Origin of the sequence: Salibacterium halotolerans, assembly GCF_900115625.1 — a bacterium.
In the GTDB taxonomy this organism is placed as follows: domain Bacteria; phylum Bacillota; class Bacilli; order Bacillales; family Marinococcaceae; genus Salibacterium; species Salibacterium halotolerans.
The window spans coordinates 209,511-224,146 of record NZ_FOXD01000002.1 but is presented as its reverse complement, the minus strand read 5'-3'; the positions used below and the strand labels follow the sequence as shown (position 1 = coordinate 224,146).

Genomic DNA, 14,636 nt, shown 5'->3' with positions numbered 1-14,636 from the left:
TTCTCCCATCAATATTCTTCTTCATCGATTTCCTGTTCTTCGGGGTCCACTGCGACATGTTCATCGTCTGCATCTTCCGGTAATTCTTCCACTGTTTCCGACGGAAGCGTGCCAAGCGCTCCGTATGAAGGGTTCTCGGGATCATAAAGACCGCTTTCGAGAGCTTCGGATTCACTTTTGATATCGATCTTCCAGCCGGTCAGCTTCGCAGCGAGTCTCGCGTTCTGTCCGCGTTTACCGATAGCAAGAGACAGCTGGTAATCAGGTACAATCACCAGGGTGCTTTTATCCTCGGCGTCCACTTTAACATCGAGCACTTTAGAAGGGCTGAGCGCGTTCGTGACGTAATCAAACACATCTTCGGAATAATGAACAATATCTATTTTTTCGCCTTTGAGTTCATTCACAATGGTCTGTACCCGCTGTCCCTTCGGTCCGACACAGGATCCGACCGGATCAACTTCCGGATCTTCGGCGTATACCGAAATTTTTGAACGGTCCCCGGCTTCCCTGGCTACAGAAAGAATTTCCACCGTACCATCATGAATCTCCGGTACTTCCAGTTCAAACAGTCGCTTCAACAGTCCTGGATGCGACCGGGAAATGAGGATCTGAGGTCCTTTTGTTGTTTTTTCCACCTTTGTGATATACACTTTAAGACGGTCATTGTGCCGGTACGCTTCATTTGACATCTGTTCGCCCTGTGGAAGCAGAGCCTCCACCTTACCGAGATCCACATAAACAAACCGGTGATCCTGGCGCTGGACTATTCCGGTCATAATGTCTTCTTCCCGGTCGATAAAATCAGAATAAATAATACCTCGTTCTGCTTCACGCACGCGCTGGGTTACAACCTGCTTTGCCGTCTGAGCGGCGATTCTTCCGAAATTCTTCGGCGTCACTTCCATCTCGACGATGTCGTCCAGCCCGTAATTGGGGTCGATCGTTCTTGCCTCTTCCAGTGCTATCTCCAGCCTTGGATCAAATACTTCCTCGACCACTTCTTTCCGCGCAAACACACGGATCGTACCATCTTCACGGTCAATATCGATCCTTACATTCTGAGCCTGATTGAAATTCCGTTTATAAGCGGAGATAAGAGCCGCTTCTATAGCCTCAATAATAATTTCTTTTTCAATTCCCTTGTCTGTTTCCAGTGTGGACAGTGCATCCATAAAGTCACTGTTCATGAGTATCGGTTTCCCCCTTACACCTGCTGCAGCCCCGTCATGAAGCTGTGGTCTCTTAAAATTGGATTGCCAGTCTCGCTTTTGCTACTTTGTCGTATGGTACATGATGGGTGATGGTTTTCTGCTTTTCGGTTGTTTCGATCGCAAGCCGTTCCTCATCAAAATCCGAAAGCGTTCCTTCGAAGGCTTTCTCCCCGTCCACCGCTTCATATGTTGTCACATACACATGCTTTCCGACAGCGCGGTGCAGGTCTTTTTTTGTTTTCAACGGGCGCTCCGCCCCCGGAGAAGAAACGTCGAGATAGTAGGCCCCCTGAATGAGATTCTCATGATCCAGCGCTTCACTCAGCTTTTCACTCACATTACCGCAGTCTTCGATATCCACGCCGTTTTCTCCATCAATATACACCTTCAGAAACCAATGTTTTCCCTCTTTTTTATATTCAACATCCACCAGCTCCAGCCCCATTTCTTCTACAATAGGTTCAGCCATCGCGGATGCTTGATCTTTTATCCTGTTACTCATCGCCTGCCTCCTTTACTTCACTGCCATGGCCGGCCCCGCCGGTTTAAACCAGGCAGCCGGGCCGGCGGGCAAAACGAAAGAGTGGGCTAAAACCCACTCTTCTCCGGACGTGCTTATACGAGGTATCTGCATATATCCTACCACAGGACATATGGAAATGCAAGGTAACCCTGCCGCATGCGTCCTTTCATCAAAAAAGCGACAGCTGATTGGATTCGGGCAGCTCATCCAGGCAGCCATGCAGGTCGAGGTGTTCAATCACCGTCTTTGTTGCCCGGCTGCGCTGCTGCAGGTCCTCTTTCGACAGGAATTCTCCGTCTTCCCTTGCTTTGACGATATTGCGCGCAGCATTGGTGCCGACGCCGTCGAGCGAATCAAAAGGTGGAATAAGACTGTCTTTGTCCACAACGAATTCGCTTGCCTTGGAGCGGTACAGATCCACCTTTTGGAAGGAGTACCCGCGTTCGCACATTTCAAGCGCCAATTCAAGGACGGTTACAAGACTTTTTTCCTTGGGGGGAGCTTCCATTCCTTTGGCCTGAATTTCTTCAATTCTTGTACGGATGGAAGCGCCGCCTTTCACCATCGTTGGAATTTCAAAATCATCGGCTCGTACGGTGAAGTAGGACGCATAGAACAAAATCGGATGATGAACCTTGAAGTAAGCGATCCGGACCGCCATCAAGACATACGCAGCCGCATGGGCTTTCGGGAACATGTACTTGATTTTCAGGCATGATTCAATGTACCAGTCCGGAACCCCGTTTTTCTTCATTTCCTCCACCCAATCATCCTGGAGTCCCCTTCCTTTCCGTACGTATTCCATGATTTTAAAGGCGAGGGAATGCTCGACCCCTTTATAAATCAAATAGACCATGATGTCGTCACGGCATCCGATTACATCTTTCAGTTCACAGGTTCCGCTTCGTATTAATTCATCAGCGTTTCCGAGCCAGACGTCGGCTCCGTGGGAAAGACCGGATATCTGCACCAGCTCGGAAAATGTGGAAGGATTCGTTTCCTCGAGCATCTGCCGCACAAAGCGGGTGCCGAACTCAGGGATCCCGTACGTCCCTGATTGACACTTAATCTGTTCCGGTGTCACCCCGAGGACTTCCGGACCGCTGAATATTTTCATCACATCTTCATCATCCACCGGGATCGTGTTCGGATCGATGCCGCTCAAATCCTGGAGCATCCGGATAACCGTCGGATCATCGTGACCGAGAATATCAAGTTTCAACAGGTTATCATGGATGGAATGGAAATCGTAATGCGTCGTTTTCCATTCCGATTCTTTGTCATCAGCGGGGAACTGAATCGGACTGAAATCGTGAATGTCGTACTCATCCGGTACAACGATGATTCCGCCCGGGTGCTGTCCGGTCGTTCGCTTCACCCCGGTGCAGCCGGAAACGAGGCGGTCAATTTCAGCCCCCCGGTAATGAGCTTCCATGTCCTGCTGATACCCTTTCACAAAGCCGTAGGCGGTTTTGTCCGCCACGGTTCCGATGGTGCCCGCCCGGTAGACACGGTCTTCTCCGAACAGCTCCTTCGTGTAATTGTGGGCAATCGGCTGATAATCCCCGGAGAAGTTCAAATCAATATCGGGAACTTTATCGCCCTTAAACCCGAGGAACGTTTCAAATGGAATGTCATGGCCGTCTTTGGTATAAGGCGTACCGCATTGCACGCAGTTCTTTTCCGGAAGGTCGAATCCGGAACCGACCGAGCCGTCATTGAAAAACTCGGAATGGCAGCACGACGGACACACGTAGTGCGGAGGAAGAGGGTTCACTTCTGTTATGTCGGTCATCGTGGCGACAAAGGAAGAGCCGACCGACCCGCGCGAGCCGACAAGATAGCCGTCCTCCAGTGATTTGGTTACAAGCTTCTGGGATATTAAATAAATGACAGCAAATCCATGTCCGATTATACTTTCCAGTTCTTTTTCAAGACGGTCCTGGACGAGCGGGGGCAGTTCTTCCCCGTAAATACGACGTGCTTTGCCGTAGCACATGTCCCGTATTTCCTCATCGGATCCTTCAATGTTCGGTGTATAGAGCTCATCGGGCACAGGTTGGAGGTCTTCCACCTGCTCCGTCAGTTTCTTCGGCGTATGAACGACCAGCTCCTCTGCTTCTTTTTCTCCCAAAAAGGAAAAACTGTTCAGCATTTCCCCGGTCGTTTTAAGCCAGACATCGGGAAGCGTCTGCTTGTTAAGCGGATTTGCTCCGCCCTGGGAAGCAATCAGGATTTTACGGTGAATGTTCTCCTCCGGTTCAATGTAATGGGCATTGCCGGTTGCTGCGACCGGCTTTTCGAGTTCTTTCCCGAGCTGGACGATTTTTCGGATGATATCATGCACCGCATCTTCACTCTTCACCAGTTCTTTCTCTACAAGATGCGCATAATTGGACGGCGGCTGCACTTCGAGGTAATCGTAGAATGCAGCTGCATCTCTGGCGTCCTCCCAGGATTTCTGCATCATCGTTTCAAATACTTCACCCTTATCGCACGCAGAACCGACCAGAAGTCCCTCCCGGTGCTGCTGCAGTTTGGAACGGGGAATCCGCGGCGTCCTGTAAAAGTAATGGACATGAGACATCGATACGAGCTTGTACAGATTTTTCAGCCCTTCCTGGGTTCGGGCGATCAACGTACAGTGAGAAGGGCGGAGGCGGTGAAAGTCCCCCTGCCCCATATTCCGGTTCAGGTCCCGGTGCAGCGACAGGTCCTCCTGGAGGGCGTCTTTTATCATTTTCCAGAGAAGATAGCCGGTCGCTTCCGCGTCATAAATCGCACGGTGATGACTCACAAGTTCAATATCAAAGGTTTTACACAATGTATTCAGACGGTGGTTTTTTAAATGCGGATACAGATAACGGCCGAGCTCCAGCGTATCAACCACAGGATTCGGTGCTTTTTCCAGCCCCGCTTTTTTATATCCCTCATTCAAAAATCCCATATCAAACGAGGCGTTGTGCGCAACAAGCACCGCATCCGCGGTAAACGCGTGGAAATCACGGAGAACATCCTCCACTTCAGGCTGCCCCTCCAGCATATCATCGGTAATGCCCGTCAGATCCGTAATGGTGGCGGTGAGTTTTTCATGAGGGTTGGCAAACGATTCGAAGCGGTCGATGATTTCACCGTCCTTCACTTTCACGGCAGCCAGTTCAATAATCGTGTCATAAACGACGGATAATCCGGTCGTTTCAACGTCAAAGACAACATACGTATCATCGGCAAGAGTACGATCGGCTTCGTTGTAAGCGATGGGCACCCCGTCGTCGACAAGGTTGGCTTCCATGCCGTAAAGCACTTTCACGCCATGTTTTTTGCCGGCTTCGTATGCTTCCGGAAAGGACTGTACGACGGCGTGATCCGTGATGGCGACTGCTTCATGTCCCCACTCCGCCGCTTTTTCCACATACTGGGACGCAGTGGAAACAGCATCCATCTGACTCATTACGGTGTGGGCATGGAGTTCGACCCGTTTGTTTTCCGAGTCATCCCTGCGCTGGGATGGATCTACTTCCAACACGTCATTGGCGATCATGACCAGGTCACGGACGAATGTATCATTCTGGACGCCGCCGCGGGCTTTCAGCCACATTCCTTTTTTAACGGCCTGGAGCTGGGGGACATCCTCTTTATCGCGCGAAAACATTTTAACGAGGATGGAATCCGTATAGTCGGTGATTTTGAATGTAAGCAGGGTGCGGCCGCTGCGGAGTTCGCGGGTTTCTGCTTCAAATACATACCCCTGCACCGTCACGCGGCGTTCTTCTTCCTCGATGGTCTCAAGCGGTACGGGATCGTCTTTGACAGGATAGCCAATCTGTAGTTTCCGTCCGCTCTGTTCCTGTGCGGCCTGCTGTTCCTGTTTCTTTTTTTCCATCATCGCTTCTACAACTTTAGAATGATCTTCCTGCCTTTTTCTTTCTTCAAAACGGGCTGCTTCTTCCTCTGAGTGCTCGACTGTTGTGGTAATCCGGCAGGATGCAAAGCCAAGAGACTGCAGGATCTCATTCAACGGTTCCTGCAGTTTGCGTTCAAACATAGTTCCTTCTGCTTCGTTTTTGGAAGGAATGACAATGCTGCCATTTTCCACAGCCGGTTTTCCGCCGTTCAGCCGCTGGCGCAGGTAAGGAGCGATGCCGTGAAGACGGTCGATAATGGAGGGCCAGTATTCCGGAAGAACATCCAGCGGAAGAGGTCCGGATTCATAGGTGATGGAAAACTGAACGGAAGCAATGTGGCGGAATGCCTGTGTCATCCGTTCCTGGATTCCGGCAAAGACAGTATAGGGAAGGTGGCTTCCCAATTGTAATTGAAAGTGCCACGTCTGGTTTTCTTTATTTATGGTCAGCTTCTGAATGCTGCCGTCGTAGAGATACGTTTGAACCTGATCTTCAGGCATCCCGATCTGCTCCATCAGAAGCTGGAAACGCTCTTTTCTGATTTGCTGTTCTGTGTCCGTCATGAAAGCCCCCCTTCCTGATTACAGAATTTTATCAGCGGAATAAAGCGTTGAGGTAATCAACGAGACGGTCGGCATGAACTTCTTCCATTTCGCCTGTTTCTCTTGTTTTCACTTCCACGATGCCCTCATCCGCTTTTTTCCCGCACGTTATCCGGACAGGCAGACCAACGAGATCGGCATCTTTGAATTTGACGCCGGCTCTTTCATTACGATCATCAAAGAGCACATCATACCCTTGCTGCCGGAGATTATCATAAAGTGACTCACCAAGTTCCGCCTGGTCTTCCTGTTTCGAATTCAGAACGAGCAGGTGCAGGTCAAACGGTGCCACACTACGCGGCCAGATCAATCCATCCTCATCGTGATGCTGTTCAATAACCGCAGCCAGCGTACGGCTCACTCCGATTCCGTAACAGCCCATGAGCAGCGGGCGGGAACTGCCGTTTTCATCAAGATAATAGGCGCCAAGCGCTTCACTGTATTTTGTTCCGAGTTTAAAGACGTGTCCAACTTCGATACCTTTGGCGAACTGAATGGTTCCTCCGCCGTCCGGAGCAGGGTCCCCTTCTTTCACAAAGCGGAAATCACCGTACTGATCGATGTGCACATCGCGCTTAGGATGCACGTGCAGCAGGTGGGTATCTGTTTCATTCGCCCCGCACACTCCCGAAGAAATGCCTTTGACCGCATAATCAGCCATAACTTTCACGTTTTCAGGAATGCCGACAGGACCGATAAATCCGGGTTCTGTACCGAACAGATTCCGGATTTCTTCTTCCTCTGCCAGTCTCGTTGTCCCGGCATCCAATGCATTCCCGATTTTTACATCATTCAACTCGTGATCGCCTCGGCAGATAAACAGCACGGGTTCATCATCCACGATAAACAGAATCGACTTGATAAGCTGATCATGCATAACGGACAGGTACGTCGATACCTCATCCATGGAGCGCGCAGCTGGTGTATGTACAGACGTTATCTCTTCATCTGGCACAGCGCTCTCGGAAAATGTATCCGGAAGATCCGCGATTTCAAGATTGGCGGCATAATCCGAAGCATCCGAGTAAGCAATCGTGTCTTCTCCTACATCGGAAAGGACCATGAATTCGTGCGTGCCGCCTTTTCCTCCGATGGCGCCGGCATCTGCTTTCACAGCCCGGAAATCAAGGCCGCAGCGCCTGAATATGTTGGAATAGGCTTCATACATAGCGTCATAGCTCTGCGCCAGACTCTCTGTATCCGGATTAAACGAGTAGGCATCTTTCATAATAAACTCTCTCGAGCGGAGTACGCCGAAACGCGGGCGGCGCTCATCCCGGTATTTCGTCTGAATCTGATAAAGATTTACCGGCAGTTTCTTATAGCTGTTCAATTCATCACGTACAAGGCTCGTAATGACTTCCTCATGTGTCGGCCCCAAAACAAACTCCCGGTCATTGCGGTCGTTCAGACGCATAAGCTCGGGACCATAATCATCAAGACGGCCGGATTCCTCCCACAGCTCGGACGGCTGCACAGCGGGCATCAGAATCTCCTGGGCACCACTTTTATTCATTTCCTCGCGGATGATCTTTTCAACGTGATTCAGTACTCTCTTCCCAAGCGGAAGGTAGGAATAAATACCGGAAGCTGTCTGCCGGATCAGTCCCGCCCTCAGCATCAGCTGATGACTGGGAATATCCGCGCCCTGCGGTACATCCCGCAGGGTGGGACTGAAAAGAAACTGTTGTCTCATAACAAAGACCCTCTTTCATCTATGATTTACAAATAACATTTCTTTCTGTGTTTCACGTTACAGGAAGAAATTGTTGATATCGTTCCAGGTGACAACCAGTATAAGCAGAAACAGCAGCGCAAACCCGAAAAAGTGGATCATTCCCTCTTTCTGCGGATCAACCGGTTTGCCGCGTACCGCTTCATATCCGATGAACAACAGTCTTCCGCCATCCAGAGCCGGAAGCGGCAGAAGGTTGACAATACCCAGGTTCACGCTCAGCATAGCCGCGAATTGGATAAGAACGACCATGCCCATCGAGGCGGCCTCCCCTGTATAGTTGTAAATGCCCACAGGACCGGAAACAAAGTCAAGCGAAAAGTCTCCTGTAAAAATCATGCCGAGCGTATCAAATATCACCGTCGTTACTTCGATGACCTGGCTTCCCCCGTATTGGATGGAACCGAGCACCGAGTGATCAACAGGAGCGCGTACGCCTACCATGCCGACTTCCTGTCCCGAAGCTTCAATAGTGCGCGAATAGGTTTCCACCGACGCCGAAAGCTGCTCGCCTCCGCGGGTGAATTCAACGTTTATTTCTTCGTTGGGATGCTTCTGGATCACAGACGTCATTTCCTGCCAGCTGTCGACCGGCTGTCCTTCTATAGAGGTGATTTCATCCCCCTGCTTCATGCCGGCTTCTTTGGCGGGACTGTCATCCTGAAGTTCACCAAACGCTGCCTGATTCTGCGGTACGCCGCTGATTATACCGATCAGTACAAACACTACAAATGCAAGCACAAAATTCATGAACGGTCCGGCGAATATGGCGAGAGCTTTACGCAGCGGTGATTTGGAGCGGAACTGTCTGTTCAGCGGCGCAATCTGTTCCGGCTGCTCATCCACAATCAAATCACACTTCTCGCCGACATGAAACGTCTGCAGCCCTTCTTCTTCATCGCCGTAAGCCTGAATGAAAAGGCGTTCTTCCAGATCGATCCGTTCCACAGAAACAACTTTTGCTTCCGGGTGTTTTGATTTGTTGTTCACAATGATCTCGCCGACGCGGCCGTCTTCCTGAAAAACAAGGCCGATTTCATACCCCGGTTTAATCTGTACTTCCTCCGGATCTTCTCCTGCCATGCGCACAAAACCGCCGAGTGGAAGAAGACGCACAGTATATACCGTTTCATTGCGCTTTGTCGTAAAGATTTTCGGACCGAAACCAATGGCGAATTCGCGGCATAAAATCCCTGCTTTTTTGGCAACGTAAAGATGTCCCCATTCGTGAACAGCGACCAGAACCCCGAACATAATGATGACAGCTATAAAAGTATCCACGTTTTTCCCACCTTCATTTTATTCGAGAGCGGACGAACGCCCTTGTCTCTTCGTCTGTTTCCAGTATGGCCGCAAGATCCGGATTGTCCGTTTTTTGATGACGCTCGAGCGCCTCTTCTATTCTATCTTCAATCGAGAGAAAGGTTATGTCCCCCTGCAGAAAAGCGGCAACGGCTTCTTCATTGGCAGCGTTTAAGACCGCCGGCATCGTTCCGCCTTCCCGGCCGGCGTCAAAGGCGAACTGGAGACACCGGTACCGCTGGAAATCCGGTTCAGCAAAATGCAGTGCCCCTGTTTCCCATAAGTTTAACCTTTTTGTATCATCTAATTCAAGCCTTTCGGGGCAGGAAAGCGCGTATTGAATCGGTACTCTCATATCAGGCGACCCAAGCTGGGCGATCACACTTTTATCCCTGTATTCCACGAGGGAATGAATGATGCTTTCTTTATGCAGAACAACATCGATAGCATCGTACGACATATCAAACAACCAGCGGGCTTCGATTACTTCAAATCCTTTATTCATCATTGTTGCGGAGTCAATCGTGATTTTGGCCCCCATGTTCCAGTTCGGGTGCCGAAGCGCGTCTTCTACCGTCACGCCGTGGAGCTGGTCTCTGGTTTTGTCCCGGAAACTCCCGCCTGAGGCCGTTAGAATTATCCTGTCCACTTCTTTCAGAGCGTTTCCTTCCAGACTCTGCTGCAAAGCTGAATGCTCGCTGTCCACGGGCAGAAGCTGCACTTGATGCCTGGATGCTTTTTGTGTCACGATATGGCCGGCGGTAACCAGGGTTTCTTTGTTGGCAATACCTATATCCATGCCGGCTTCTATCGCCTGGAGTGTTGGTTCAAGGCCCATGCTTCCGACCACGGCATTCATAAGAAGATCTCCGTCACGCGGAACCGCAGCTGCAATCAGACCTTCCTTCCCGTAATGAATGGACGTATCTCCATTTACTCTGGCCCGGATGTAGTCCGCATCTTCCTTTTGTTCCACTGCAGCAGTGAGCGGTTTGAATTCTTCAATCTGCTCCATCAATGTATTTACGTTTCTGCCGGCAGCAAGAGACAGGACCCGGAAGGAATCGGGATGTTTCCGGACAACATCAAGCGTCTGCCGGCCGATCGATCCGGTGGATCCAATAAGCGCTAAATTTTTCATATTTCCTCCTCGTTACGCTGAGTTGACTATCAGCTTCTAGAATTATCCGAAAAACTGTAAAAAATGAAGCACAGGGAGCACAAAAATCAGACTGTCAAAACGATCCAAAATTCCGCCGTGGCCAGGGAGCACCTTCCCGGAATCTTTGACCGCGTAATGACGTTTGAGCGCTGATTCCACAAGGTCTCCGAGCTGGCCGGAAACAGCTGTAACGACAATAAACAGAGCGAACACATACCACGAATCAAAAACCGGGAAGAAGTGGTGGAATACCGCTCCTATTATGCCGGCTGTTACAATGCCGCCGAGAAAACCTTCTATTGTTTTCTTCGGACTTATTTCAGGCCACAACTTATACCTGCCCCACTGCTTACCCACAAAAAAAGCGCCGGTATCTGTTGCCCAGATGATAAATAAAACAAGAAATACTAAAACGAGACCGTTGTCTTCTATATTTCTCGTAATAAGAAGATGATAGAATCCATAACCGACATAGACGGAAGACAAAATGACAAAGCCGGCTTCATCAAAGGTGAAGGAGTTTTTCGTAACGACCGTTAAAGCCAGCAGAAACAGTATCATCATTAAAAAAAGTTCCACTTTGGGAATCCCGGACAGAAATGTCGGCTGAAGCCAGGTTTCAGGGACCAGCAGACTCCACATAAAGATGTAACTGATCCAGCCCATCATGGAAAATGTTTTAATGTGTTTCATCTTAAGAAGTTCATGCAGGGCGATGGAGGCAACCCCTGCAACAGCAAGGTTGAACACCCACCCTCCGAGAATGGTAACGATCAGTAAGACGAGTGCTCCTACAATCCCTGTTATTAATCGCTGCTTCATGTAAGGTCCTCCATTTAAACGCCGCCGTAACGGCGTTTACGCTGCTGATAACGCTGCACGGCTTCCATCAGGTCGGATCCGGTAAAATCCGGCCACAATACATCGGTAAACCAGAATTCACTGTAAGCCAGCTGCCACAGCATAAAATTACTCAGCCGGATTTCCCCGCTCGTTCGGATTAATAGATCGGGATCCGGAATGTCTCTGGTCAAAAGCCTTCCTGATAGCATATCTTCGGTAATGTCATCCGGCTCAAGAACACCGTTCTGCACTTCTTGACCAAGCTGGCGCACAACTTCCACCAGTTCCTGGCGTCCACCGTAATTCAAAGCGAAGTTCAGTATCAAACCGGTGTTGCCGGCTGTTTCCTCGACTGCTTTTTCAACAGCCCGGCGGGTATGCGCAGGCAGCACGGAAGGATCTCCGATGGTTTTGACCTGTACGTTGTTTTTCTGCAGCCGGGGCAGTTCTTTATGAAGAAAACGTTCGGGAAGTTTCATAAGGAATTCAACTTCTGTTTTCGGACGCTTCCAGTTTTCCGTGGAAAATGCGTAGAGCGTCAAATAATCCACGCCTATTTCACCCGATTTCTCAACGACTTCCGTTATCGTTTTCATTCCTTCCCGGTGACCGGATGAACGTGGCAGTCCTCTGCTCTTGGCCCACCGGCCGTTTCCATCCATGATAATGGCGATATGAGAAGGAATATTGTCCTGATCAGGAAGATGAGGATAGCTTTCAGAACTCTTTTCCTTACGGGAGAAAAATTGATCCATTATCAGGACACCAGCCTTTATTAAAGTTGACATGCCTATGTATGATTGTATTCTTTATCATAGACGCTGTATACCTGTAAACGCTTCAGGCATTAGATTAACGGTGAAAAAAAACCCTCTGATGGAAAGAGGGTTGTCGTCATGCATTCATTATAACGTGGACGGCATTAAACTTCCATAATTTCCTGCTCTTTATTCTCCGCTGCCTTATCGATCGATCCGATGTGCTTGTCCGTCAGTTTCTGCACTTCATCCTGCAGTTTACGCAAATCATCTTCCGGTATGTCACCCTGTTTTTCCTGCTTTTTGAACTCATCGTTGACATCACGGCGGATATTGCGGACAGCAACCCGGCCTTCTTCCGCATATTTTTTCACGAGCTTGCTCAGTTCCTTACGCCGTTCCTCCGTTAATGCGGGCACATTGATACGAATAACATTGCCGTCATTGTTCGGCGAAAGGCCCAGATCTGCTTTCTGAATTGCTTTATCAATATCACCAATCGATGATTTATCAAAAGGGGTTACGACCAGAAGGCGCCCTTCCGGTACGGAAATCGTCGCCAGTTGATTCAGCGGCGTGTCCATGCCGTAATAGTTCACCATTACTTTATCGAGCATTGCTGGATTGGCACGACCGGCACGCAGCGTGGCAAGCTCTTTATACAGGGAGTCCACGGACTTCTGCATTCTTTCATCGGTTTCTTTTAATTTCTCATTGGACATTATTCTTTCCCCCTGATGACAGTTCCGATGTCTTCACCGAGAACCGCTTTTTTAATATTTCCTTCTTCCATAATCGAAAATACCAGCAGTGGTATGTTATTGTCCATACACAACGTGGAAGCTGTCGAATCCATTACATTGAGACTGCTGTTCAGGAGATCCAGGTACGTGAGCTGATGATATTTTTTCGCGTCGACATCGTAGGAAGGATCGGCATCATATACACCGTCCACCCTGTTCTTTGCCATCAGTATGACCTCAGCTTCGATTTCGGCCGCCCGCAGCGCTGCTGTCGTATCCGTGGAGAAGTAAGGATTGCCCGTTCCTCCCGCAAAAATAACGACCCGCTTTTTTTCGAGATGGCGGATAGCTTTACGACGTATATACGGCTCTGCCACCTGTCTCATTTCTATGGAGGTCTGCACTCTTGTTTCCACTTCGTTGTCTTCCAGACTGTCCTGCAGCGCAAGGGAGTTCATAACAGTGGCAAGCATCCCCATATAGTCTGCTGTTGCCCTGTCCATTCCTTCCGCACTGCCGGCCAATCCTCTCCATATATTTCCTCCGCCGACAACGACGGCCACTTCTGCTCCCAATTCTACAATCTCTTTGATCTGGGTGGCAATGGATTGTATGACATTGGGATCGATTCCATAGCCCTGCTCGCCGGCAAGAGCCTCCCCGCTCAATTTTAAAATAACTCTGTTATATTGATCCACTTTATCCCCCGTTTCCGTATGTAATCATGCATGTGAACCCGTCATTTCAATGCCATAAAGAAGGGGCTGGGCGTTTCTTCCCATAGATGAACGCCCCACCCCTGCCATTCAGAGGAAAGTGCATTTTGTGCTGCGTGCGGCTCCCCCTGTTCTACTGTTTTATTTTTTCACCTGCGACATGACTTCCTCGGCGAAATTATCTTCTTTCTTCTCGATGCCTTCTCCGACTTCATAACGTACGAACGTCTTGACGGAAACACCTTGATCTTTCAGAAACTGTGCCACTTTCTGCTCTGTGTCTTTTACGTATTCCTGATCAAGCAGGCAGATTTGTTCAAAATACTTGTTAAGACGTCCTTCGACCATTTTCTCCACAATGTTTTCCGGCTTTCCCTCATTCAGCGCCTGCTGCTTGAGAACCTCGCGCTCCTGCTCGATTTCCTCGGAAGACACTTCGTCTCTGGAAACATAGGAAGGACTTACCGCGGCAACGTGCATAGCGAGATCCTTTGCAACGGCGTGGTCGTTCGTGCCTTCAGCAAGCAGAAGCACACCGATGCTTCCGCCCATATGCAGGTATTCACCGAATACAGCGTTATCGTCTTTATGAATTACCTGAAAACGACGCAGGGAGATTTTTTCTCCGATTTTTGCGATCTGATCGTTAATGTATCCTTCGAGAGTCGTTCCTTCTTCCACTTCAGAAGAAAGGGCACTTTCCACATCTGCCGGTTCATTTTCAAGAAGGAAATCAGCTGTCGATTTAACCATATTTTGGAAATTTTCGTTTTTTGCGACAAAATCCGTTTCCGCATTGATTTCAACAATGACGGCTTTATTTCCGCTGCTTGTTACGTATGTCAAACCTTCGGCCGCCACGCGGTCCGCTTTTTTCTGTGCTTTGGAAATGCCTTTCTCGCGGAGGTAGTTCACTGCCTCTTCCATGCTGCCGTCAGTTTCGCTCAGGGCTTTTTTGCAATCCATCATCCCTGCACCAGTCTGTTCACGAAGTTCTTTTACCATGCCGGCTGTAATCGCCATGCTATATTCCTCCTTTAATTCAATACCTACTTCTTTTATACCGGGCCGCCGGTCAAGAAAAAGGGTGAAAAAAGGGCACTCCCCTTTTATCACCCTTTGCGGCCGCCAAA

11 protein-coding genes are annotated in these 14,636 nt (G+C 49.5%); all 11 read right to left on the bottom strand.

Annotation, left to right across the window (positions count from 1 at the left end; all coding sequences use genetic code 11):
• Positions 1-8 precede the first annotated feature (8 nt).
• The 11 genes from nusA to tsf all read right to left on the bottom strand — a co-directional run bounded on the left by nusA (position 9) and on the right by tsf (position 14,526).
• Entirely contained in the window at positions 9-1,190 is a 1,182-nt protein-coding gene (nusA, locus tag BM124_RS02475) for a transcription termination factor NusA (RefSeq protein ID WP_093335069.1), read from the bottom strand.
• A gap of 55 nt (positions 1,191-1,245) precedes the next feature.
• Positions 1,246-1,716 carry a ribosome maturation factor RimP gene (gene rimP, locus BM124_RS02470; protein WP_093335068.1) on the bottom strand — a complete coding sequence of 157 codons (471 nt, stop codon included), beginning with the start codon at positions 1,714-1,716 and terminating at the stop codon, positions 1,246-1,248.
• A 190-nt stretch (positions 1,717-1,906) separates the two neighbouring features.
• Entirely contained in the window at positions 1,907-6,205 is a 4,299-nt protein-coding gene (locus BM124_RS02465; protein WP_093335067.1) for a PolC-type DNA polymerase III, read from the bottom strand.
• A gap of 31 nt (positions 6,206-6,236) precedes the next feature.
• Positions 6,237-7,940, bottom strand: a complete 1,704-nt coding sequence (locus tag BM124_RS02460) for a proline--tRNA ligase (protein WP_093335066.1) — start codon at positions 7,938-7,940, stop codon at positions 6,237-6,239.
• A gap of 57 nt (positions 7,941-7,997) precedes the next feature.
• A complete protein-coding gene (gene rseP / locus BM124_RS02455; RefSeq protein WP_093335065.1) occupies positions 7,998-9,260 on the bottom strand; it encodes an RIP metalloprotease RseP in 1,263 nt (420 codons plus the stop codon).
• A gap of 13 nt (positions 9,261-9,273) precedes the next feature.
• Positions 9,274-10,422, bottom strand: a complete 1,149-nt coding sequence (locus BM124_RS02450) for a 1-deoxy-D-xylulose-5-phosphate reductoisomerase (RefSeq protein ID WP_093335064.1) — start codon at positions 10,420-10,422, stop codon at positions 9,274-9,276.
• A 42-nt stretch (positions 10,423-10,464) separates the two neighbouring features.
• Positions 10,465-11,265, bottom strand: coding sequence for a phosphatidate cytidylyltransferase (locus BM124_RS02445; RefSeq protein WP_093335063.1), 801 nt, complete (start codon positions 11,263-11,265; stop codon positions 10,465-10,467).
• Positions 11,266-11,279: 14 nt separating this feature from the next.
• Complete coding sequence (locus BM124_RS02440; protein ID WP_093335170.1) at positions 11,280-12,044, bottom strand: undecaprenyl pyrophosphate synthase; 765 nt, start codon at positions 12,042-12,044, stop codon at positions 11,280-11,282.
• A gap of 164 nt (positions 12,045-12,208) precedes the next feature.
• Complete coding sequence (gene frr / locus BM124_RS02435; RefSeq protein WP_093335062.1) at positions 12,209-12,766, bottom strand: ribosome recycling factor; 558 nt, start codon at positions 12,764-12,766, stop codon at positions 12,209-12,211.
• A complete protein-coding gene (gene pyrH, locus BM124_RS02430) occupies positions 12,766-13,485 on the bottom strand; it encodes a UMP kinase (protein ID WP_093335061.1) in 720 nt (239 codons plus the stop codon). The genes frr and pyrH overlap by 1 nt, the downstream gene beginning before the upstream one ends.
• A 159-nt stretch (positions 13,486-13,644) precedes the next feature.
• The gene (tsf, locus tag BM124_RS02425; RefSeq protein WP_093335060.1) at positions 13,645-14,526 is read right to left on the bottom strand and encodes a translation elongation factor Ts; all 882 of its coding nucleotides are present in this window, start codon (positions 14,524-14,526) and stop codon (positions 13,645-13,647) included.
• Positions 14,527-14,636 lie beyond the last annotated feature (110 nt).